This is a genomic window from Paenibacillus sp. QJM3NY_38 (assembly GCF_056173265.1).
Map to the genome: position 1 here is coordinate 1,950,526 of NZ_CM149665.1, position 23,370 is coordinate 1,973,895.

Here is a 23,370-nt window from a genome sequence, read left to right on the forward strand (position 1 = left end):
GTTGTGCCAAACAATAACACGAGCTGTAAAAAGGGACGTCATGGTCCTTGATGTCAGGATGAATGTTTTTGTTATAGATAGAGCCGCACCCTGGTTTGGGAAGACCGGGGACGGCTCTTTTCTTTTTGTCCGGGGTGAAGGAAGCTGCAAAACATTACAGAATGATTATAAAGGTGAGCTAACTCACCATAAAATCGTTATATAGTAATATTAGCTTACTAGCTGAGGGAGTGAGGACATATGCCGATGAACAAGGCCTGTAATGATGAGTTATTTCAACATGGGAATCGAAGGGTGTCAAGGCTGCTTAAAGGTAACGTTCTATTGCTTCCCGTCTGTGTATTTCTGATGCTCTTTGCTGCCGGGTGTAACAAGACGGACTCTGAGGGAGAACATCCGCCGGAGAATCAACCGAAGAGCGCATCCATCAGCATCGTTATTTCCAGTCTCGGGATGACGTTTCCTGCCGGCATGGACGAGAATGACAATCCGTATCTGAATTACATTGAAGAGCGCACGGGACTTGAAATCGGAGTTAATCTTCCGCCGCCTGAGGTATACAACGAGAAGCTGGATGTCATTATGTCCTCCGGCAACTTGCCGGATATGCTTCATACGTATGAACCGGTGTGGTTCGACAATTATGTCAAACAAAAGGCATTTATGCCGCTGGATGAGTTAATCGACAAGCATGGTCCCCATCTAAAAGAGAAAATTCCGCCGGAGGTCTGGGATCGGGTTCGATATGGCGGTAAAATCTATGCGGTGCCAAGCTTGAATGAGGTGACCGGGGCAGAGCTGATGTATGTCCGAAAGGATTGGCTTGATCGGCTTGGCCTGGAGCCGCCTGAAACACTGGAGGAATATTACGAAGTCATCCGTGCCTTCACGCTCGATGATCCGGACGGCAACGGTGTGCAGGATACGATCGGCCTTACCCTGACATCGAAGTTAGGCAGGTCTTCCCCGTTCTTCGGCGCCTTCGGCACGCAGCGGAATACGTGGTTTGAACGGGATGGGCAGTTGGTGAACGGAAGCATTCTGCCTGAAACAAAGGAGGCCCTCGCGTTTTTTGCCAAGCTGTATCAGGAGAATCTGCTCGATCGGGAGTTTCCTCTTAACCTGCAAAATAATCTGTTCGAAAAAATAGAAAATGGCACGGTGGGCCTCTTCTCCGCAGCATGGTACGATACGCGGGGACCGATTGCGGCCAATATGAGCAAGGATCCAGAGGCAAAGTGGATTCCGCTACCGTATCCGACGGGACCGGACGGACTCAAAGGGGTGGAAGGCAAGGATATTATCCGCGGCTACAATGTCATTCCCGCCGAATCGGAGAAAGCAGCCGAAGTGATTAAGTTTCTGGACTTTATTGCTAGTGACTATAAGACGCTGAAGCTCGGCTTCGAGAACGAAATCTGGCGTTGGGAGGAGGGGGCGATCGTTACGGATTTTGCGCTTCACGACAAGCATTTGTACCGTGGAATTTATCAGTCGCTTGTAGATGTGCCGGACCAAATGCTGTTTAAGGAGCGGCTTGACTCACTAGGCGATTTCAACCTATACAACAACTTGCAGATGATTCATTCGCATATAACCCCGAATGCATTCTATGGCGTTCCCACACCTGCCATGACGAAGTACAGCAATAAGCTTAAAAATCTGGAGGACGTGTTTACGAAGATCATTATGGGACTGGAACCGTTGGATGCCTTCGATGATTATGTGAAGAGGTGGAAGGAAGAAGGAGGAGATGAAATCACGAAGGAAGTGAATGAATGGTACTCCAAACAATGATGTCGGCCGCCAAAGGAGGGGGGACTCGAATGATGGCGTTGATTCGCTGGGTACGGGATCGGTTTTCGCAAAATATTCAAACCCGCTTAACCGGTTATTTTCTGCTGATCCTGCTGCCGCTGGTCATCATCAGCCTGTTTGCGGTGGAACGGTCCCGGGATATTCTGTATGAACAGGCGGTCGAGCGGACGGAGATGGCGCTTTCGTCAGCGATGAATCATTTTGATCTGGCGCTGCAAAACGTGGAGGAGATATCCACCCTGATTGCAAGCGATCCTGGAATGAATGAGCTGTTGAACAAAAACAGCACCAACTTCTCCCCTCATTCGATCGTGGATTTCTCGGATATATTGGATCAGTTATTGAATTCCGTTTCGGTGAACCGGTTTGTATCCCAAATTTCGGTGTATCATCCGGCATCCAGTAGGTTAATCTCTACTCATTATGGCGTCAAAGAGCTGACGGGTGAGACGCAGCGGGAATGGCTTGTCGAAGCTGCCCGGAGGAACGGAACGGGGATTTCCTACGTGATGTCGGAATCCCCAGTGGCGGAGGGCATCACTTTTGGCCAGATGACGAATACGGACAGCGTCTCCTTGATTCGTGCGATGGACCTGTACAACAGCGAGCGGCAGTCGAATCTGCTGGTGGTATCTTTTAACAAGAGCAAGCTGTTAAATATCATCAAGACGCTGCTTCCCTCCGAGAACAGCCGTATCGCCCTGTTGAACGAAAAGGGACAAGTGGTGGTGGAGACCGGCAGAGTGCATGAGGATAACATTTCCGACAAGGATATGACCGTAGCGATTGACTCGGATTACTCCGCATGGCGCCTCGCGCTGGTTCAGCCGAAAAGCGAGCTGTACAAAGAGACTGATCAGCTGCGCCTGTTCACGGTTGCGATCATCGGGCTGAGCATCCTGCTGGCCATCATTATTTCATGGGTGGTTTACAGCGGAATTGCCTCCCCTGTGTTGAAATTGTCGCGCGGGATGAAGCGGCTCAGCAGCGGGGAGCTGAATATTCATGTCGATACCAAGCGGAAGGACGAGTTTGGCTTTCTCATTCAGTCGTTTAACAAGATGGCCGTCGTACAGAAGCATCTGATCGAGGATCATTATGAGCAGCAGCTGCGATTAACGACGACCGAGTTGAAGTTTCTGCAATCCCAGATCAACCCGCATTTTCTATACAATACCCTCGATTCGATTTACTGGACGGCCAAAAACTACGATGCGGATGAGATCAGCGAGATGGTAATGAACCTGTCGAAGTTTTTTCGGTTGAGCCTAAATAAGGGCAGGCAGGTGTTCACGATTGAGGAAAGCATCACCCATCTGCACTACTATTTACGAATTCAGCAGCTTCGTTTCATGGACAATTTCACTGTGGATTATCACATTTCGGAAGAGAGTAAGGATGTTCCGCTCCTCAAGCTCCTGCTCCAGCCTTTGGTGGAAAATGCCATCATTCATGGCATGGAGGGTAAATCCTCCGGAGGGAGCCTGGTCATATCCAGCCGGATCGAAAAGGGGCAGACCGTGGTTATTAGCGTACAGGATAACGGGCCGGGGATTAAGGAAGAACGGCTGCGTTATATCCAGCATGAGCTGGAGATGATGAGTTCGCGCAGCGTGCCGGCGTCTTCCCAGGATGAGGACCATGTGAAGGATCTGTTCGGTCTTCGGAACGTGCTGAGCCGAATGAAGCTGTATTATGGCAAGGAAGCCCAACTGACGGTTCACAGTGTCTCAGGCGAAGGTACTACCGTCACGATCTCCATTCCACTGGAACGCTGCAAGGAAGTTAACCCGAAGTAGGTACTCATATATAGATCGCTCGAAAGGGAGGACCTGAATGAATCTCATGATTGTGGAAGACGAACCCCGGCTGCGTAATGCACTGGCTTACAATATCCCGTGGGACAAGCATGGAATTGAAGTGGTGGGCATGGCGTCCAACGGTGTCGAAGCCCTTGAGCTTGTAAGCCGGAAGAAACCGGATATCATGCTGATCGATGTGCAGATGCCTGAAATGGATGGACTGACACTCCTCAGCGAGCTGCGAAGCCGGCAGGATATCAGCCGATTGACGAAAATGATCATTCTGAGCGGACATGACAACTTCGAGTTCGCGCAGCTGGCGCTGGAATACGGGGTGTCCAAATATTTATTGAAGCCTGCCGGCGAGGAGGATATTCTCGAAGCGGTGCTTGAAGCGAGGCAGCAGCTTCGGGAGGATTTGGAGCAGTGGCAGCGCAAGGCGGCGTTGGAGCAAAAATGGAAGGACAATCTTCCGCATCTGCAAAATCTCTTTTTTATTCAATGGGTGAGCGGCAAATATGCAAAACAGGATGTTCTTAACAAGAGCAATGAATTATATATTCCGTTGCAGGAGCATGACCGTATTGCGGTAGCTGTGGTCGAACTGGATCCGCTGCCCGAGGATGAGACCCGGTTTCAACGGGGAGATGTCGAGCTGCTGCAGTTTACGATGCAGTGCCTGGCCAAGGAGCTGTTGTCCCATCCCTCTCTCTGGATCACGTCGGATTCCGGGAGTATGCTGCTGATGGTGTGGATCGTGGAGGAAAATCAAGACGCCAATGAGGCCATGCTGCGGCTGAATGCCGATGTATCCAAGCTGCTCTCCCAGACGAAGGAAGTGCTGAAGTTGACGGCAAGTGCCGGCATCTGTGCTTCTATCGGGGCGATTGAAGATATGAGCCTGCTGTATGCGCAGGCCTGCCGGGCGCTTCAGGACCGGGTCGTGTACGGACACGATCTTGCGATTCCTTACCGGGAGCAGCTCCAGCGGGATATCCAGGGCGTGATCGTGCAGCAGAATCTGGAGAAGACGCTGGAGATCGCGCTGGAAACGGCCGACGAGACGAAAGCCCTGGAGGCGCTGAAGGGGTTGTGGGAAGAAGCCTTCTCCAGATCCGAATCCTCGGACGAATTTCATGAGGCGGTTCTGTACATGAACAGCTTCTTTACCCGGATGATCCAGAAGCAGGGCTGGACGGTAAAAAAAGTCGTCGGCGAGGATATCGAATATTTTCATAACGTCAAGCTGCTGAGCACCAAAATGCAAACCTGGTCGCTCTTGGAGCGCACGGTGAAACATATCGTCTCCTTTATGAGCGAGCAGCGGAAAACGACGAGCCATCAGGTGGTGAAGGATATTCTGAACCTGCTTGAGGAGGAAATGGATCAGGAAATTACGCTGCATACGGTGGCGGATCGGCTCTATGTCAATTCTTCCTACCTCAGCCGGCTGTTCAAGCAGGAAATGGGGGTTGTCTTCTCGACCTATGTGCTGGAACGCAAAATGGAGCGGGCCAAGTCGCTGCTGCAGGAAGGACTTAAGGTGTACGATGCCGCCCGGCTGGTCGGGTACCGCGATGTCAGTTATTTCACCAAGGTGTTTCGGAAGTATTGGGGGGTGAATCCGGGGGAGTTTAAGGGGTGAGTTTTGGGGGATGGACTGGGTGTGTGGGGCAAAAAAGTAAGGGCACTTGCTAACCTCTTCAAGCCCGCTGCGCGGTCGTATCGTTCCTCCAATCGCTGTTGTCGCCGAATTTCCTGGAATGGATTTTACAGAGGAAGAAATTCGTCTCCAAAGGCGACCGCATTCGCTTTTCCGGAATCGATTCGTCCTCTCCGCTGGTCCGCGTGGGTCCAAACCACCCAAAAGCCTCCCACTTGAGGTTGGGGGAAGGGAGAGATATGAAAGCCCGCTACGCGGTCGTATCGTTCCTCCAATCGCTGTTGTTTCCAAATTTCATGAACGATTTTATTGTGGTGGAAATTTGGCTCCAAAGGCGACCGCTACGCTTTTCCGGAATTGATTCGCCCGCTCCGCTGGTCCGTGTGGGTCCCCATCCTCCCCCATGATAACGGGGGGAGGGGGCAAAACGCAGCACAGCAGAGCGTGCGCAGTTACATAAACTAACCAAACGAGCCGTTCGGGGCGTACATCCCGAACGGCTCGTTTGGTTTATACCCCCAGCCCCAACCATCGGCAGGGCAGAAGTAATCACCCGCACGGGTATGGTTTGGGGGCTTGTAGGGAGGCCAAGCTTGGCGTAAAGCAGCGAGGCACACCTTGGCGACGAAGCACGGTATTGCCGTCTTCGAATGCCAACATCATTCTTGAGCAAGCTTCAACGGAGCAGGCGGAATTGTTCTGGAGAAGCGGCAGCGGTCCCCTTTATCCCCGGATTTCAAGATTGTTTCTTTCATTCGGAAGAAAACCGGGGGTAACAGGGATCGGAAGAACAATCCGCATGCGGAGTGATGAACAATCCTCTTTTTTTGGCAGTGTATTTTCAGTTTTGAATTTCAGTGGAGCAACGGTTAGCCGATCGTGACAAGTTAACACATCATGAAACACCCACCGCAACCTCATGGCATAATTACTGACGTCCATGCCCCAACACAACATCATATTACCATAAATAGTAATGATCCTCGCCTACTCAGTCCCTGCGCCGGGAATTACAATTTGTAGTAACCAAGGAGATTGAATCAATAGAAAGGGGGAGACGAGTCGATGAAACCCACGATAGAACCATCGCCGGCACCGTATAGAGAGATGAAGAAAAAACGAGGGTACTGGGGCCGATTAGGGTCGGACATATGGAAAGAGTGGGATCTTTATTTGCTGCTCGTACCGGGCATCTTGTTCATTTTGCTGTTCAAGTACACGCCGATGTACGGCATAACGATTGCATTTAAGGATTTCAACATCTTCACCGGATTTGCCGACAGCCCGTGGGTGGGATGGAAGCACTTCGAGAAGCTGTTCACGTCGCCGGACTTTGCTCAGGTATTTAAAAATACGGTCATCATCAGCTTCCTGAAAATCATGATCTTGTTTCCGCTCCCCATCATTATCGCCCTGATGCTCAATGAGCTGAGGAATATGGTATTTAAGCGCACGGTGCAAACCGTCATCTATCTTCCGCATTTCTTGTCCTGGGTCATCGTCGGCGGATTATTTATCGATATCCTCTCAACGAACGGAGGAATCGTCAATAAAGTTTTGGTATCCCTGGGAATGGAGCAGATTGCGTTTTTCCTGGATAACAGCGTGTTCCGAGGCGTGCTGATCACCTCGGCAGGCTGGAAGGAAACGGGCTGGAGTACGATCGTATACTTGGCAGCGTTTACAATGATCGATCCGATGCTGTATGAAGCCGCGAAGATCGACGGGGCCGGACGATGGAAGCAACTGTGGCACATTACGCTCCCGGGGATTGCCCCGATTATTGTCCTGATGTTTATTCTGCGGCTCGGAAACGTGCTGGAAGCGGGAACGGAACAGATTCTCGTCATGTACAATCCGGTGGTGTACCAGGTATCGGATGTCATTGGAACCTATGTATACCGGCAGGGTCTCGGGAACCAGGATTACAGCTTCTCGACCGCGGTTGGCTTGTTCGAAGCCGTTATATCCTTCACATTGGTCATCATGGGCAATGCCATGAGCAGAAAATACTTACAGCGCGGGATCTGGTAAAGAAAGGGTGGCGCAAATGGATCACAAAAAAGCTTTGGAAGGAACAAACACCACCCGAGGTGTCATCCAAACGTCGTTTTCGGAAAAATGCTTCTCGGTATTCAATTATACGTTCTTCATCGTGATGGGCTTAACGACCCTGCTGCCTTTCATGAACCTGATCGCAAAATCTTTGAGCAGCGAGGGAGCTGTCATATCGGGTCAGGTTGGGCTGCTCCCGGTCGGGGTTCAATTCGAAACGTACAAGTACGTGCTGCAGGATTCCATGTTCTTGAATTCGCTCAAGGTATCCATTTTTCTGACGATCATCGGAACAGCTTGCAGCTTGTTTCTGACTACGTTGACGGCTTATCCGTTGTCCAAATACCGGCTGCGGGGACGGAAAGGCCTGCTGTTGATCTTCGTATTCACGATGCTCTTCAGCGGCGGACTGATTCCAACGTACCTGCTCATGCAAAATTTGAATCTGGTGAACTCCTTCCCGGTGTTATTCCTCCCGGCGATGGTGAACGTGTACAACATGCTCATCATTAAAAACTATTTCGAGGGGCTTCCGGATGAGCTGGAGGAGTCCGCCAAGCTGGATGGCGCGGGGAATATCCGTATCCTGGTCTCGGTCATTGTACCGCTCTCGCTTCCCGTTATGGCAACGATCGGATTGTTCTTTGCGGTTGCTTTCTGGAATGACTATTTTGCGGCGATGATCTACATTACCGATCCGGCGATCAAGCCAATGCAGCTGTACCTGAAGGAGCTGCTGGTTTCGTCCAGCGGGGACTTCCTGAAGGATAATGTCGACGCCGCGATTAACGCAACACCTCAGTCCATACAAGCTTCCTCGATCCTGCTGGCAACGATCCCGATTTTGCTGGTGTATCCATTCCTGCAAAAGTATTTTGTCAAAGGCGTGCTGGTAGGTTCGGTTAAAGGCTAGATTCATTAGAGCTTACTTCATAAAGGTGGTGATGCGCTTCGTATTGCTCAGATGGCAGAATTCATTGAATTTCTCAATCACAAGGAGGGTTATCCATGATCAAGATTAAAAAATCCGCGGTACTGGCCGGGATTCTCGGATTCACGCTGGCGCTGTCCGGATGCGGCGGCGGGGGAGGCGGCACGACGGACACGCCGGCGGCTCAACCATCGGACACACCGGCAAGCACCCCGAAGGATGAGGGGAACAAAGACACAACGGCTGAAAAACCGGGTCTGCGCATGATCATGCAATATGGATTGTTTGATCCGAAGACTGAGTATGTGGCCAAGTACATCCAGGAAAGAACCGGATTCAATGTGGAATACGAACTGCTGCCGGCTGAGAACGCGGATGAGAAGCTGAACCTGCTCGTATCCAGTAAAGATAACTATGATTTGGTGAAATTGAATGCACTTCAGTTCTACAATCTGGCCTCTGCAGGAGCGCTCGAGCCGATCGATGAGCTTCTGGAATCCCACGGCAATTATATTAAGCAATCCATTAAGCAGGAGTCCTTCGGCAGTGCCACCATCGACGGGAAGATTTACGGCATTCCCGAGACTGGGGCAGGAGTAAGTATCGGCGAGGCACTGGTGGTCAGACAGGATTGGATGGATGAATTAGGACTGTCCACACCGACGAACACCGATGAACTGTACAATGTGCTCAAAACGATCAAAGAGAAGAAGAATGTTATTCCACTCACAGTGAGCAATAAGGCTCCAGCTATCTATGGTAACATTGCCGCAACATTTGGCGTTTTCACCGATTGGAAGGAAGTCGATGGCAAATTGGTGCATCGGGCTGAACTGCCTGAAATGAAAGAATATCTTACTTTTATGAACAAACTGTACAAAGAAGGATTGCTTGATACCGAGACTCCGATTAATACCGCACAGAAATCCATTGAAAAATTCTCGGGTGGTAAAGCTGCGATGTATGAACTGCCTTGGTGGAGCGCCGGGACAACGATTGAGGCACTGACGAAAAATTTCCCGGAAGCAAAAACATCCATTATCCCTTACCTGAAGGGCAAAGATGGTAAGGCTGCTATTGGAGTTAAAACGAATACAACTTGGTATGTGGCTATCCTGAAATCTTCGAAGAATAAGGAAGCTGCCATGGATTTCCTCAATGCGAAGTTGGAGCCTGAGACATTTAAAGGCATAGCGCTTGGTAAGGAAGGCGTACACCATGAAGTTAAGGATGAGAAATACTATCCGATTCTGCCGATATTTAACGATGAACTGAATAATGCAAGCAACTTCCTAACCGGGGTAGATGAAGAAAAGTATCCGATCTACTGGCAAGCACGTGTACGTAAAGATCCTGTTCTTCAGGCGCATTTCGAAGAGTATCAGAAAAATGCCGAAGGAATTATGGTTGTAGATCCTATGTCGACAGCTCCGCCTATTGATGCCGTATCCAAAAACCAGCTGAAATTGTCGACTATGCTCGATGACAATGTGCTGCAATTCATTTCCGGAGCGAAGCCGATTGATGCTTACGATCAATTCCTGGCTCAGTGGAGAGCCGAAGGTGGAGCCGATATGGTGACCGCAGCCAATGAATGGTTTCAATCCACGAAGTAAATGATTCATTTGAAAAAGCAGTCTGCGCTGGCGGCTGCTTTTTCAAAATTCGTAAAGGGGGTGACCGTTGAATTTCATATTCACGTGATCGTTCATTCTGAATAGGAGAAAGGTGGTAATCATTTGATGTATCGTTTATTTCGCAGGCGAATCGCGCTGTTTCTCAGTCTGTCACTGATCGTTTCTCTCATTGTTCCGGTTGGGTCTTCCGCGTTCGCGGATAACGAAATTCCTCCGGTTCAAAGCGCGGCTCCCGAACCGGTTACCCTGGTCTCCCAAGGCGGAGAGAGTCTGGAGTTCACGGATATCAACGTGGCGGGCGATACGGTGGAAGGGAAAAATGATTATTTGGCGCTGTATACCAGCGGCGCAACGGTTACGGGTTCCGTATATAAAGATGAGGTATGGGTGCCTACGCTTCATGTTGCGGTCTCTGTGGATGCCGGCGGTCAAGTGCTGGACATTCTCGGACCGGACGTCGATCCTCCGACTACTTGGGATCCGGGAACGTTGCTTCCAATTCCGGCCGGTGGTTACGTTGTAGTGGCTGGCGGCGCCAATGCGTGGGATCAATCTGTTTTTCAGAAACCTCTCTTCAATCATAACAAAACGGGAGATACGGTGAAGCTGATGCGGGCAGGCGAAGAAGTGACTGCGGCTGATTTCCTGCCGGAGCAGCCGGGGCCGGGTCCAGGTCCGGATCCGCTGCCACCCGAGCTGCATCTGATTACACTAACTGATACGACCGTGGATATTCCGGTCATTGAGATTGCGGGTTTTGTGGCAAATTATGCCGCAGATCAGGATTTAAGCGTAACGGTTAATGGCGATGAAACTGCGATTACGGCGGAAGGCATGTTTCGCACGAATGTTTATTTGGAGCCGGGCCCGAACGCGGCTGAGGTGAAGCTGTTTAAGGGAGACGGCGAATTGGCCGTTCAAACGCTGAACATCGTGTACGAACCGATCGAGAACCAGGATTATATTGAAGTCGAAGCGGCACCGAAGGATATTACGATCGACATTGAAGGCCCGCGCAAGAAGCTGGACTATGTCGACAAGGATGTCACGGGCGTACCGAACATCGTAGCGATTTTTACAAGGGATTATGGCAGCTCCATCACGGTTCCCCAGACTAATGTCGCCGTACAGGTGGATGCCAACAACCGCGTATTGCAGGTGATCAATCCTTCGATTAACGGGAAGCCGCCTGTATGGACCGGACCGACCGAGCTTGAAATTCCCGAAGGCGGTTATGTGCTGATGGCACAGGACAACAGCTATGCAGGTAATAACATCAAGCGCTATTTAGCCGAGAATTTTAAGGTCGGCGACATGATCAAGCTGCGCAAGAACGGGGAAGTGGTTCAGGTACGCGACATCATGAGCGGCAATGGCCTTATTGCACGGCTCACGCTGGATAACCAGACGATGTACACCGTAACAGAGGGCAGTACCGCTATCACGGGGCGCATCGACAACATGGACGACATTACCGCGATCAAACTCCTAGTGAACGGTAACGAGGTGCCTTTTGAAGCGGATGGTACCTTCACGCATAACTACACGTTAACAAGCGGCACCAATTATATCGAAGTCAAAGTGATGAAGAATGATATCGAGCAGGATGTACGTCATCTTGCGGTGTTTGCAAGACCTGATTTCTCCCCGGAAAAAGAAGTCATTCTCTGGGTGGACCAGGCTTCCAATGTCAGAAAGTTTAAAACGAGCGAGGATGTTTTGGCATTCTTGCAAAAAGCCAAGGAAACGGGCGTTACCTCGGTGGCATTTGATGTGAAGGGCGTTGAAGGTTATGTCTCTTATAAGAAGAACGATTTGACGGGCAGACCTTATGTCAGCGAGATCAAGGCACCCGAAAAAGCAGGCGCAAGTCCGGATCTGGACTTATTGCAGGAGTTTATTGATCATGGTCACGCACTTGGATTAGAGATTCATGCGGCGATCAACGTGTTTGCCGAAGGATCGATTGCCCATAACGAGTATGCGGTTCTGAACGATCACCTCGATTGGGAGGAACGTGTATATTTCGCGGAGAACAATGGCGAGATCAAGCGTCTGCGCGAAAGCAAAAAGCAGGGCTTGGTAGCCTTCGTCAACCCGTCCAATGACGAGGTTCGCAATTATCAGCTTCGAACATTCGAAGAAATCATTAAGAACTATAATGTGGACGGCGTTGTCCATGACCGGAGCCGATATGACAACGAGGGGGCCGACTTCAGCGACGAAACCCGCGTGAAGTTCGAGCAGTTTTTGCAGGCCCGAGGCAAGCAGCTTAACCAATGGCCAAACGATATCTTTTACTATGAAAACAATGTTCGGGTATACGGCCCGCTGATTCAGGACTGGTGGGAATTCCGCTCGGGGACGATTCAGAGCTTCTTCGGCGAAGTGAAGGATCTGGTGGATTCCTATGAAGTTTCAACAGGCAGAAAGATCGAGGTATCCTCTTATGTTGGATCCTGGTATGAAACGTATTATTTGAACGGCGTGAACTGGGGCAGCAAGAACTTCCGGTTCAATCCCGCGCTCGGCATGCCGGACGAATCGGTGTATACGCCGGAATACTATCAAACCGGGTATATCGAGTATTTGGATTTTCTGATGATCGGGGCTTATCAAACCACCAGCCAGGAAATCCAGAAATATATTACGCTCGGCAATATCGTAACGAACGGTGAAATTCCGCTGTATGCAGGCATTGCCATGAACAATGTGCAGGCGCCGGCCGTCCAGCGCGAAGTGTTCCATGCGGGGCTGAAGTCCACGAACGGACTGATGCTGTTTGACGCATCCCAGGTCAACTGGCCGATCGCGGCGGCTGCTCTCCAAGATAAGGAGTGGGTTAAGGATTACCAGCTCGGGATGAGCTTGCCGGGAAGTCCGGATTCGTTCCTGGAAGGCAATTTCTATAATATCAACCGGATCGAGGGCAACGTCAACGTGATGACGGAAGCTTTCGGATACTCCACGGGTACGAACCGCTTCGGGGTTGAAGTGGTGGTGGACCACACGGGCCATGTGACCCGCGTGGTCAACCGGAACCAAGCGATCAACTGGAGCTGGGGAGCGCCGGAAGAGAATAACAGTGTTATTCCGCAGGGAGGTTTTGTCATTTCCACCCTGGATCCGTCAGGCACGAGAACGCTGCGTCAGCTCGTTGCCAATGCCTACAATACCGGGGATCAGGTTCGTTCAGCCGTGTTAAGCGGGCTGATGGACGACGAGGGCAAAGAAACGCGCGACAGTCAGCTTGCGCTGAAAGGGCTTGTGGAAGTTCTCGGACCCGGCCAAGCGACCGTGAAGGTGAACGGTGCCGATGCGACTCTGTCGGCGAAAGGTGATTTTACAGCTAATGTGCCTCTGCAAACGGGTGTCAATTCGATTACTGTGGACGTGTTCGTTGACGAATTCAAAACCAACAGCAAGACGTTTGAGGTCATCCGGACTACTACGGGAGAGGGCGGATCCGATCCGGGTACTCCGGGCGGAGGATCCGGTTCACCCGGTGGAGGATCGACAACACCACCTCCTAATCCGTCGGAGCCAGAGCGGTTGAGCATCAAGAAAGAGACGGCACCGGGCGGTGGGACGGTTATCGTAGCGGATGCGAGCGAGAAGGGCATGCTCAGCGACGTGGAACGGCTCAGCAAGCTGCCGGCGGCTTCACGCGTGCTTACGTATTCGGTGACCGACGCTTCGGATTCCGTCGTTCTTCACTTGCCTGTTCAGGGGTTGAGTGCTGCCGTGAAGGACCTGCCGGGGGGCTCCATTGTGTTGGAATCCTCCCAAGGCCGATTGGAAATTCCGCTGCATTCGCTGTCGGAAGCTTTACAACAACGGGGTACGGCGGAAAGTCTGCAAATTCGCGTCGCTTTAGCTTCAAAAGAAGAAGAGGATCGGGTAAAGGCAGCGTTGGAGGCAGGAGCCTCCAAGCTGGATGCATCACTTTCCATAACCTTAGCTTGGAAACAGGGGGATACGTTATCTGCGCTGCCAGCGCTTAAGGGACCTTACGCTAAGTTTACCAAGGCTCTATCCAGTGTCGTCAGTCCATCCCAAACGACGGTGCTGCGGATGGATCCGGCATCCGGCAAGCTGGTCTTCGTACCGGCGCTCATTCGCACGTCGAACGGTAAATCCCAAGCGGAGTTTAAGTGGAGGGATAGCGGCGTTTACTCCGTTGTCTCCCATGCGAAGACGTTTGAGGATTTAAGCAGCCATTGGGCCCGCGAGGACATTTCGCTGCTGGCTTCGAAACAATTGATCGAGGGATTAAGTGATACGCGTTTTGGCCCGAACGAACCGATCACGAGAGCGCAGTTCACGGCGATGCTCGTCCGTGCGCTCGGATTGAAGGATCAGGGTGACCATGCGAGCTTCCAGGACGTGAAGGCAAACGATTGGTATGCAGCCGCAGTCGCTACGGCAGTGGAGCATGGGCTGATCGAAGGCTTTAGCAACGGTACGTTCCGTCCGAACGAGGAGATCACCCGTGAGCAGATGAGTGTCTTGCTGCTCCGTGCACTGAAGCTTGCCGGTACGGATCTGGATACAGGAAATACGGACACCATTTTGGAAGGGTTCAAGGATCGCAAACGCATTGCGTCCTGGTCCGAAGAGGCCGTGTCGGCCATCGTCAAATCCGGGTTGATGGAAGGACGTTCTTCTGACCGGTTCGTTCCGGAAGCCCATTCTACCCGGGCTGAGGGAGCGGTCGTATTAACTCGAATGCTGCAAATGGTTGAATTCATTAACCGTTAAACGCAGATGACCCGTTCGTTAATAACGAACGGGTCTTTGTTGTACATAGGTGCTCAGTATCAGCACAAAAAAACGATCTGTCAAATACGGATGGAGCATCGATCCGTATCATTAGTGATTATTTTTATTCTTAAGTGAATCCAACTAAGAATCAGCAGTATGAGCAAAGAGGTTGTTATGTACCAAGGAGTTGCGTTACCAACAAATCTGCCAAGTAAGAAAACACCGATAAATAGAAGGATGAATATAACAACTGCCAGAGACTTCACGATTACAAGCGTTAATTTATCCATAAGAAACTTTCCAATATAATAAAGTCATCAAGTATAAGTGAGTTAGAAGAACCAACTGAATCTAATTCCAACAGATATAAATAAAACAATTCAACCCCACAGAACCAATAATCGAAAAGGACGCGGGATAATTAAATACCGAATACAGTTTATAAAAACCTTCAACCAATTACCCCCTTTTTGATAATGAGACCGTAGTAGACATTCTAATTCTAAATGGGGTTACAGTACGTCGCAGAGGCCATCCATCCAGCCTTCAGTTTAATATTTTCATCATCAGTCTTGGGATTTATAACACGATATCCGATAAGAGGGGAACGATGTTTGCCGAGTTTTCTAAACGGGATCTTCCAGACCTGAATTTTTTCATACTGCGCACCTCTCTTCAGAATGTGATCAGCTCCTTAAAGTAAATATTACACAGGAGTCTTCACAAAGTTCCAATAAATAGGAGGTGAGCCATGGCATAGATATTGGACAAAAACACATTTTGACCATCATTGCCGAAATGCCCTGTCTAAGGGCATCTATGTACATAAACTGTACCATTCCACAATGCAAGGAGGTTAATATCGATGAGTTACGATAAATGCTGTCACGGCGGATATGGAACTTCAGTAGGCATTGTCTTGGTATTATTTATCCTGTTGGTGATTGTATTGAGCACTTTTTGGATTTAAATCATGGCAAAGCATCCTTGTTTAAACCCCTTCAGCTTGATTTGTGCAGCGTCCGGGTATCTCAGTAAACCCTGGTTAAGGGGGAAAACTTCCCCCTCTGAGACTTTCTTAGTTTAAGTGGAGCTCTTCCGCATAAATGGAGGTCATTCCTTCAGGAGCGTCCGGCCCGCGATCCCCGCGATCCTTATTCTAGAGCATTATGGATTTGCTCCAGCATATCGCCGGCAAACGCGATGAGTTCATCCGGTTCGGAATCCGCAGGATTCTGGGCTCCGCCGCTATATTGATGCAAGGCACGTTCTATAATCCGATGATACTTCGGAGGAAGCGTGCGCAGCCCCCATTCAACGCCTTCTTGTTTGGAGGAAACCACGCCTTCCTTCAGATAGTACAGCACTCGGCACAGGTTTAGCGTGTAGTACATAGGGGAGTCAGTGATGTCTTGTACCGCACCCTCCACGTCATGGAGAATAGCTTGTATGTAATGCTGCCGGTCAACGGAAGTAAAGACCTCTTGAACGGGTTTGCCATATAGGGCAATGCCCCGATGAAAAATTACGGTGTAATGGGCGGCCAGGTCGGCGTCTTGGAATCCGCCGCATATGTAATCGTCATCGGTCAGGTATTTCTCGCGATGAAAGGCGGAATAGTGGAATTCAAATGGAGGCGGATAGACGAGCTCCTGCAGACTGGATTCCAGGACAAGGCTAAGCTCCAACCCCTGTCGATTGGGCATTCCATCGTGGAACGCTATGATTTTTTTGGCCAGCCGTCTCATATGATCCCGGGTCAGCTTGTCCGCCACCACGAGCAGCAGATCGATATCGCTTGTGTCCGGGTTGAAGCAGCCCATAGCTAACGAGCCATGTAAGTAAATGCCGACCAGATTGTCGCCGAGCTCCTCCTTAAACAAGTCGACCGCTTGATCCAAAACCCCTTGTGTGTCCAAACGCCCCCCACCTTTCACCCTGTATGATATTCATCCATTATGTTCGGGAATTCTTTCCTTTGTCAATCCATCGATCCGTTCGTCCGTTTACACATGGAATTGGGGAAAGGGAGTCTAATAAGCAAGCAGGGGATCTGAACGTACATATCGAAGTGAACACGGTGACTATGTTTTATATTGAAAGGACGGAGTTATGAATACTTTTCATGCTGACCAACCAAGCCATATCGAAGTATACGCAATCAAGAAATCGGATCAAATTCGCGATGAGACGTTCCGTGCCTTGTTCCAGACGCTATCACCGGAAAGACAGGATTATGTATCCAAATTCAGAAGAGCGAGCGATTACCAGCGATCGGTGCTTGGTGATGCTATGGTCCATCGAATCCTTCGGGATAAGCTGGGACTTGACCCGATGCATATAGAAATCGTAAGGAACGCATATGGCAAACCGTTCTTAAAGGAGTATGACAACCTGCATTTTAACATTTCCCATTCCGGGCATTGGATCGTGTGCGCCGTTAGCAGCACGCCGGTTGGGATTGACGTGGAGAAAATGGAAGCCATCAATATGGATATCGCCAAACGCTATTTCCATATAACTGAGTTTAACGCGCTGTTAGACTGTGATCCTTCCGTCCGGCTTTCCCGCTTCTTTGATCTATGGACGTTAAAGGAAAGCTATATCAAGGCTGTTGGCAAAGGCCTGCATTTGCCGTTGGATTCTTTTGCGCTGGAGCTGCAAGGCAGCGAGTGGGCACCTGTGCTTGGCGAGAACGGAGAGACCTACTATTTTAAACAGTATGCGGTGGAAGAAGGTTACAAACTGTCGGTGTGCGGCATTAGCCGTCATTTCCCTGAGGATGTCCAACTCGTAACCGCTGAGGAGTTATGAGTTACGAGATTTGAGTTATGAACGGAACCAGGACAAACCGGCCCATGGACGATGCCCTTGAGCCGGTTTCTTGGCGTTTCTATAATAGTGGTGGATCAGACTGGGCGCAGTGCCGGCCATGCCAGCTCGATGCCTTCACTGACGAGTTTTTGCTGGAAGCTGGCGAGTCTTTCTTCGTCGTTCCGGACTTCCGTCGGCAGAATATCATGGTCCAGGCAGTAGCTGACGCAATATCCGGCGGCCTCGCCGATGTTCCATTCTACGGGATGCAGCCGGTAGCAGCCGTTCGTAATGTGGGTGACCCCGATGTTTTTGCTGGCAGCCAGCACATTCTTCATCCGTTTCGGAATTAAGCTGCCCAGCGGGATTTGGAACGGCAGGGACGAGATATCAATGTATGGGCGCTCGCCCGTGCTCGGATGCAGATCGATCCGGTAACAGCCGATGCCGACGGAATCAGGGAACGTTTCCGAAGCGCCGTCCGGCCGCGATTCGGTTGCCACATGCTGCTCAAGCACCGTAAACTCGGCCTGAATTCTTCTCGACTCGCGGATGTAAGGATACATGGCCATCCCGTCTTCCGTTCCGACCACATCGGGACGCAGGCGCAGTCCGGGATAACCCTTCCCGCCATCCGGCCGAGGCACCTCGGTCTGCAGCCAATACAGCAGGGACAAGCTAAGCTGTTTGGCTTGATAGATATGATGGGCAGCGTCTTCCTTCGGCACATCGATAATGGAGCCCAGCCAGTAGTCGTTTTGCGGCCAGTTCACAAGCGATACCGAGCTTTCGAACGTACCTTCCGCGAAATGTTTCGGGTCCAGGATTTGCCGGTATTGATAGAGCGGAAACTTGCCGTGTCCCGGAAAGATCTCATACTCGACCGGCTCATTCGTGGACGGCTTGACGGCGGTCAGGCTTAACAGCTTATCCGGCCAGAAATCGGGTTTATACTCCCGCCAAAAATCGTAAAGGGCAGGCTTCTCGATCGTGTGGTCCTCCCCCTCCAGATAATCCACGGCAAAACAATACGTAAAGCCCTGCATATCCTGCGGCAGCGGATCGCCGTCAACGGCATGCGGTTCCCCTGTTTGGGATTTGGACTCGGCGCCGGTAACATATTCGATGCCCGCCAGCGGAAGCAAATCGCCGAGCTCGGTGGCATCCACGAAGAACGGAGCGTGAAGTGCAATTTGATCCTGCGTCTTAAGATGACGAATGGTTACGCTGTTCACACGATCCCCTGAAACGTCGGCAGACTCTGGCGCATATTGGTAGAGGATCTTAAGCCGACCGCTGTGAATGTACGGGGCCAGCATTTGTTGCAGGACGGCGAGGGCCGTGCGCGGCTCATGGCACAGCCGGCTCACGATACCGCTGCCGGGGTTTAATTGCACATTGGATTTGGCCTTGGGAGTCATAGGGAAAAAATCGCGGTAGTACTGGCGGACGCCTTCGCGGAACTGCCGGTAACTGCGCGTGCAGCCAAAGGATTCAATCCACGGGTGCTCGTCGGGCGGAACCGCCTGGCTGGTTAGCTGTCCCCCGATCCAAGTGGTCTCCTCGGTCATGATGACCGTCTTTCCTGATTTAGCGGCGGCAAGCGCAGCGGCTGTTCCCCCTGTCCCGCCGCCGAGAATGACGATATCGGCCTGCATTTCTCGTATCATTGACAGATTCTCCTTTTGGGATAGTTTCATAAATGATCCACAAGATCAGCACAACAAACAAGTGACTATTCTAATTGTAGATTCTCTCCAGCAGGAAAAGTACGGGACACAGGTGACCTTTTTTGGTAATCTGATGCCGTTTTTTAAGGCTTATTGTCCGGTTTTGTATTTGCTGCGATATTGACCGGGCGTCATCCCCTCCAGCTTGCGGAAGGAGCGGATAAAGTTCTGCGAATTGTTGTAACTTAGCTTCTCCGCAATATCCTTAATGGGCATGTCGGTTTCGACAAGCCATTTCTTGGACATTTTGAAGCGGTACTGGGACAGGTATTCGCTGAAGGACATATTGGTTTCTTTTTTGAACACGCTGCTAAGATAAAAATTGTTGTAATGGAGGCGGGAAGCACACTCCTCGAGTGTAATATTGCGATCAAACTCATTGCGGATAATCTCGATCATCTGCTCGGAAAGATTCTGGTATTGAGAGTCCTGGCGATCCCGGAATACACTAACCATCGGCCGGATGATGCGGGATTTAAACCAGCTTTCGATATCGTGATTGGTGTAGAGCCGAAGAAGCTCCTCCACGAGAGAGCTGTCCCGGATGTCGAGCTGCTCGAGCATGATCCCGTTCTCCTGCATCACGATCATCAGATCATTTAACAGCCGGATGAGCGAGATTTGATAATCATGCGGAGTCCGATCCTTCCGAAACACTTCGAGCAGCCACTGCTTTAGAAGCTCCACTGCTCGATCTTCATCAGCCAGCTTGATGGCATCAATCAGCTCGTTCTCCACCTGCATCGGGTAGAAATAGACCCGGGTGTGCTTGCCCGAGTTCAGGCTGAAATAAGGGATAATGACACCGGTTCCCAGCTTGATGCGGTGTTTAAGGGCTTCGAGCCCTTCCTGATATGCGCGTGCCGTTTTGGATAGGTTCTCGTAAGGCAGGCTGATACCGATGCTGACCTCCAGATCGAGAACACTGCGCGTCGTCTTCTGGATCTCCTCCGATAATGTATAGATATAGTCATTGAATTCTTCCAGCGTGATGCCGCCTCGTCCGATGAGCGTCACCTGTGTGAGATCGATAATGACAGAGGGGAGGCGATGGGAGGAGGGGATCATCTCCTCGATGATATTGTTGATGGCAAACAGCAGCAGGTCACTATCCTTGCGCTCATACCGGGTTTCGTCCAGCATATCGATCTGAAGGGTGAACACCGCCAGGTGCTCCCAAGCGGATATCTGCTCCTTGAAGCCAAACAGCTCGATCTGCTCCATGACTTCGGGCGGACTGCTCTTGCCCAGAAACAGCTTATGGAGAAAAAAGGTGCGCACCTGCTGGCTGGTCTGCCGAAGCTCGCTGCGGAGCTTTGTGTTTGAATTGAACATATCCCGGATATGCTCATCGATGATTTGCAGCTCGCTCTTTTTGTTGGCTTGGATTTCCGGCAGACGCTCCACGATATTTTCAAAAATGTGCCGGATGGGCGTGTACATCTTCCGCGTTCCAAGCCAAACCAGCAGAATGCTGAAACCGATCATCAGCATGCAGATATACAGCGTAAACCAGCCGATGGAGCGGGACTCCTTGGTAATGGCGGACATTTCGGTAAAGGAGGCATACAACCAGCCGTTAAAATCGGACCGGACGAACGTTACGGACACCGGCTTGTTGTCAATCTTCGTCTCGAACTGCCCCGATTTACTGTCAAAATGGTCCAGCTCCGTCTCCGCATACCCGGTATCGGTCAGATATTGCCCGAGCTTTCCTTGCTCGGGATGTACAACGATCCGGTAATTATGGTCCAGAACCATCACCTCCCGGGTTTCGGAAGGGGTATCCATCATAGCCGCAAGACTGCAGCTGGGAATGGTGGCGAGTGCGACACCCCGGGCGCTGGAGGAGGAGAGCGGCATTTTCTTCACCAGCGCAATCGTGTAGGGGCAGGCATAACTGAGCGTATCGCTGGACCCGAGAGATTCCGTCTCGAGCATCACCCAATTGGAGTTCCCTTGAAGCTCCATGAGTGTCAGCAGCGTATCCTTGGAAGCGTATTCATTAAATTTGTACATGCCCCGGTTATTGATCAGCCAGTTGGTTGTCGTGTTCGCAAGGATGACGTCCGTAACCTTGGTCTCGGGTGATTGCAGCAGACTCATCTCTTCTCTCAGTTTGTTATACAATTGGAAGTCATAATAGGACAGGGGCCGGTACAACGCGCTTTGCAGAATATTGGAATTAATGACGTAATTCAGTGTATAATCCACAGTCCGCAGCACCTGTTCGAGATTGCTGTTCGTTTGATTCATAATCTGGATATTGCTGCTGTTGACGTGGTTTTGCACGGAGGTGGATGATTTCATGAACGAGAAGAAGCCGAGGGCCACGAGAGGAATGATGCTGATGAAACAGCCGAACAGGACCATTTTAGAATAAAAGCTACTTTTTGGATGCAATAGGTACACCTTCCTGTTTAACAAAGTGTATAATCATTGTATGGGCAACCCGGGTTACATTCAATAATCATTTCAAAAAGAATAATCACTGTATTTGATCATCATGGTTTGTCATGAAAAAAGATGTACATATGTTAGGATCATCCCAAACACACGGGATCCGCAAGAAACATGGGGGAACGGAGGTAGAACGGATTGATGACCCGTCTGTCAAACTATGTCATTCTTACGCTTGCTATCCTGATGGTGTCGGCCGCTTGCATCAGCATGGCACGATCATCGGGAGCGGATGGCGGAAGTACGTCTTCTGATCGTAAAACCAGCATTTCAATTATGGCCAACCTGCACACCACCGTGGTTCCCTCCGATCGGATCGAGAAATGGATCGAGGAAAAAACGGGCGTTCAGCTTAATATTCAGTGGGTACCCGACGGGAGTTATGATGAGAAGGTGTTTGCTTCGCTTGCAACAGGGACTTTGCCGCAAGCGCTGTATCTGAAGAATGCCGCATCCTTATCCTATTTCAGGGATGAGATTCGGAGCGGGCTATTCTGGGAAATCGGCCCGTATCTTGAGGACTATCCGAATCTGCAGAGATTGAAGCCCGAGGTTTTGAAGAATACGGCCATCGACGGTAAATTGTACAGCCTGTATCAGGAACGAGCCTTAGCCCGTTCAGGCATCATTTACCGCAAGGACTGGGCAGATCGGCTGGGGCTATCGGCACCGGAAACACTTGATGATTTATATGAAATGTTGAAAGGGTTTACATATAAGGATCCGGACAATAACGGTATCGATGACACCATCGGTTTGACGGATCGCAACGATCTAATCTATGGGGCTTTCAAGACGATCAGCTCCTATTATGGAACACCGAACAACTGGGGATGGTATAACGATTCATTGCAGCCGGAATTCGTCTTTCCGAAATATATGGAAACGATGAAGTTCTTCAAGAAGCTTCATAACGAAGGACTGATCAATGAAGACTTCCCGATTACCAGCAAGACCGACCAACTGGAGCTGTTCGTAACGGGAAAAGCCGGGGTTTATATCGGCGCGATGGGGGATGTCCTGTCCCTGGAGTCAAAGCTGCTGGCGAATGATCCTGATGCTGTGCTGGACGTTCACAATCGGGTTCTCGGGCCGGAAGGGTATGGTATATGGGCTTCGCAGGGGTACGGAACGGTGATTCTGTTTCCGAAGTCCGCGATTGCTACGGAAGAGGAGTTGAAGAGTGTGCTCTCCTTCTATGACGCGCTGATGAGTCCTGAGCTTGCAAACCTGATGTATTGGGGAATCGAAGGGATCCATTATACCATTCAGAATGGCAAAGCGATGGCCGTGGATGCCTTTGAGTTAAGGGAAAAGGATGTAAAGCCCTATCAGGCTTTGATGGTCGGAGGATTCAGCACCATACCGGGCATGCAGCAGCCGGTTAACACGAATCAGGTTAAGGATAAGGCCGAGCGGCTGATTTACGATAATGAGAGTTTCCTCATTTACGATCCCTCCGCACCGCTGGAGTCTCCGATGTATAACGAAATCGGCGTCAGATTGAATGAACGCATACGGGATGCCACCTATCAATTTATGTTAGGGATGATCGATGAGCAGGGTTTCGAGGCCGAGATCGACCGTTGGCTGGAAGAAGGGGGCAGGCAGATTATCGAGGAATATAATGCTTCCTACCGAAGCACGGTCGGACCCTATTTACATGATAAATACCGCTAGGGGATTGATATCCCCG

At 50.6% G+C, this 23,370-nt stretch carries 13 protein-coding genes; 10 read left to right on the top strand and 3 right to left on the bottom strand.

Annotation, left to right across the window (positions count from 1 at the left end; all coding sequences use genetic code 11):
- Positions 1–240: 240 nt before the first annotated feature.
- The 8 genes from AC0VZ8_RS08580 (at position 241) to AC0VZ8_RS08615 (ending at position 15,640) form a co-directional block, all read left to right on the top strand.
- The gene (locus tag AC0VZ8_RS08580) at positions 241–1,797 is read left to right on the top strand and encodes an extracellular solute-binding protein (protein WP_475486627.1); all 1,557 of its coding nucleotides are present in this window, start codon (positions 241–243) and stop codon (positions 1,795–1,797) included.
- A gap of 29 nt (positions 1,798–1,826) precedes the next feature.
- Entirely contained in the window at positions 1,827–3,617 is a 1,791-nt protein-coding gene (locus AC0VZ8_RS08585; RefSeq protein WP_475486628.1) for a sensor histidine kinase, read from the top strand.
- Between the two features lie 37 nt (positions 3,618–3,654).
- Positions 3,655–5,265, top strand: a complete 1,611-nt coding sequence (locus AC0VZ8_RS08590; protein ID WP_475486629.1) for a response regulator transcription factor — start codon at positions 3,655–3,657, stop codon at positions 5,263–5,265.
- Between the two features lie 1,083 nt (positions 5,266–6,348).
- Positions 6,349–7,317 carry an ABC transporter permease gene (locus AC0VZ8_RS08595; RefSeq protein WP_475486630.1) on the top strand — a complete coding sequence of 323 codons (969 nt, stop codon included), beginning with the start codon at positions 6,349–6,351 and terminating at the stop codon, positions 7,315–7,317.
- A gap of 16 nt (positions 7,318–7,333) precedes the next feature.
- Positions 7,334–8,251 carry a carbohydrate ABC transporter permease gene (locus AC0VZ8_RS08600; RefSeq protein WP_071222839.1) on the top strand — a complete coding sequence of 306 codons (918 nt, stop codon included), beginning with the start codon at positions 7,334–7,336 and terminating at the stop codon, positions 8,249–8,251.
- A 95-nt stretch (positions 8,252–8,346) separates the two neighbouring features.
- Positions 8,347–9,885 carry an extracellular solute-binding protein gene (locus AC0VZ8_RS08605; protein ID WP_475486631.1) on the top strand — a complete coding sequence of 513 codons (1,539 nt, stop codon included), beginning with the start codon at positions 8,347–8,349 and terminating at the stop codon, positions 9,883–9,885.
- Positions 9,886–10,011: 126 nt separating this feature from the next.
- Positions 10,012–14,667: an S-layer homology domain-containing protein gene (locus tag AC0VZ8_RS08610; protein ID WP_475486632.1), complete on the top strand. Its 4,656-nt coding sequence runs from the start codon at positions 10,012–10,014 to the stop codon at positions 14,665–14,667.
- 868 nt (positions 14,668–15,535) lie between these two features.
- Positions 15,536–15,640 (top strand): YjcZ family sporulation protein, encoded by a 105-nt coding sequence (locus AC0VZ8_RS08615; protein WP_127596271.1) that lies wholly within the window; start codon positions 15,536–15,538, stop codon positions 15,638–15,640.
- Between the two features lie 184 nt (positions 15,641–15,824).
- Here AC0VZ8_RS08615 and AC0VZ8_RS08620 read toward each other — a convergent pair whose 3' ends face one another.
- On the bottom strand, positions 15,825–16,589 hold the full coding sequence (locus AC0VZ8_RS08620; RefSeq protein ID WP_475486633.1) for an aminoglycoside adenylyltransferase domain-containing protein: 765 nt from the start codon (positions 16,587–16,589) through the stop codon (positions 15,825–15,827).
- Between the two features lie 193 nt (positions 16,590–16,782).
- Here AC0VZ8_RS08620 and AC0VZ8_RS08625 point away from each other — a divergent pair, with 193 nt between their 5' ends.
- Positions 16,783–17,484: a 4'-phosphopantetheinyl transferase family protein gene (locus tag AC0VZ8_RS08625; RefSeq protein WP_475486634.1), complete on the top strand. Its 702-nt coding sequence runs from the start codon at positions 16,783–16,785 to the stop codon at positions 17,482–17,484.
- A gap of 95 nt (positions 17,485–17,579) precedes the next feature.
- Here the strand turns inward: AC0VZ8_RS08625 and AC0VZ8_RS08630 are convergent, their stop codons facing one another.
- Both AC0VZ8_RS08630 and AC0VZ8_RS08635 read right to left on the bottom strand, forming a co-directional pair.
- Positions 17,580–19,154, bottom strand: a complete 1,575-nt coding sequence (locus tag AC0VZ8_RS08630) for an FAD-dependent oxidoreductase (protein ID WP_475486635.1) — start codon at positions 19,152–19,154, stop codon at positions 17,580–17,582.
- Positions 19,155–19,304: 150 nt separating this feature from the next.
- Entirely contained in the window at positions 19,305–21,617 is a 2,313-nt protein-coding gene (locus tag AC0VZ8_RS08635) for a helix-turn-helix domain-containing protein (RefSeq protein ID WP_475486636.1), read from the bottom strand.
- 198 nt (positions 21,618–21,815) lie between these two features.
- Between AC0VZ8_RS08635 and AC0VZ8_RS08640 the strand changes: the two genes are divergently transcribed.
- Positions 21,816–23,354 carry an extracellular solute-binding protein gene (locus AC0VZ8_RS08640; RefSeq protein ID WP_475486637.1) on the top strand — a complete coding sequence of 513 codons (1,539 nt, stop codon included), beginning with the start codon at positions 21,816–21,818 and terminating at the stop codon, positions 23,352–23,354.
- Positions 23,355–23,370: the final 16 nt, after the last annotated feature.

Excerpts from the sequence above, each read along its gene's own strand:
- AC0VZ8_RS08580 (WP_475486627.1), top strand. The coding sequence starts at position 241 with ATGCCGATGAACAAGGCCTGTAATGATGAGTTATTTCAACATGGGAAT.
- AC0VZ8_RS08585 (WP_475486628.1), top strand. The coding sequence starts at position 1,827 with ATGATGGCGTTGATTCGCTGGGTACGGGATCGGTTTTCGCAAAATATT.
- AC0VZ8_RS08590 (WP_475486629.1), top strand. The coding sequence starts at position 3,655 with ATGAATCTCATGATTGTGGAAGACGAACCCCGGCTGCGTAATGCACTG.
- AC0VZ8_RS08595 (WP_475486630.1), top strand. The coding sequence starts at position 6,349 with ATGAAACCCACGATAGAACCATCGCCGGCACCGTATAGAGAGATGAAG.
- AC0VZ8_RS08600 (WP_071222839.1), top strand. The coding sequence starts at position 7,334 with ATGGATCACAAAAAAGCTTTGGAAGGAACAAACACCACCCGAGGTGTC.
- AC0VZ8_RS08605 (WP_475486631.1), top strand. The coding sequence starts at position 8,347 with ATGATCAAGATTAAAAAATCCGCGGTACTGGCCGGGATTCTCGGATTC.
- AC0VZ8_RS08610 (WP_475486632.1), top strand. The coding sequence starts at position 10,012 with ATGTATCGTTTATTTCGCAGGCGAATCGCGCTGTTTCTCAGTCTGTCA.
- AC0VZ8_RS08615 (WP_127596271.1), top strand. The coding sequence starts at position 15,536 with ATGAGTTACGATAAATGCTGTCACGGCGGATATGGAACTTCAGTAGGC.
- AC0VZ8_RS08625 (WP_475486634.1), top strand. The coding sequence starts at position 16,783 with ATGAATACTTTTCATGCTGACCAACCAAGCCATATCGAAGTATACGCA.
- AC0VZ8_RS08630 (WP_475486635.1), bottom strand. The coding sequence starts at position 19,154 with ATGATACGAGAAATGCAGGCCGATATCGTCATTCTCGGCGGCGGGACA.
- AC0VZ8_RS08640 (WP_475486637.1), top strand. The coding sequence starts at position 21,816 with ATGACCCGTCTGTCAAACTATGTCATTCTTACGCTTGCTATCCTGATG.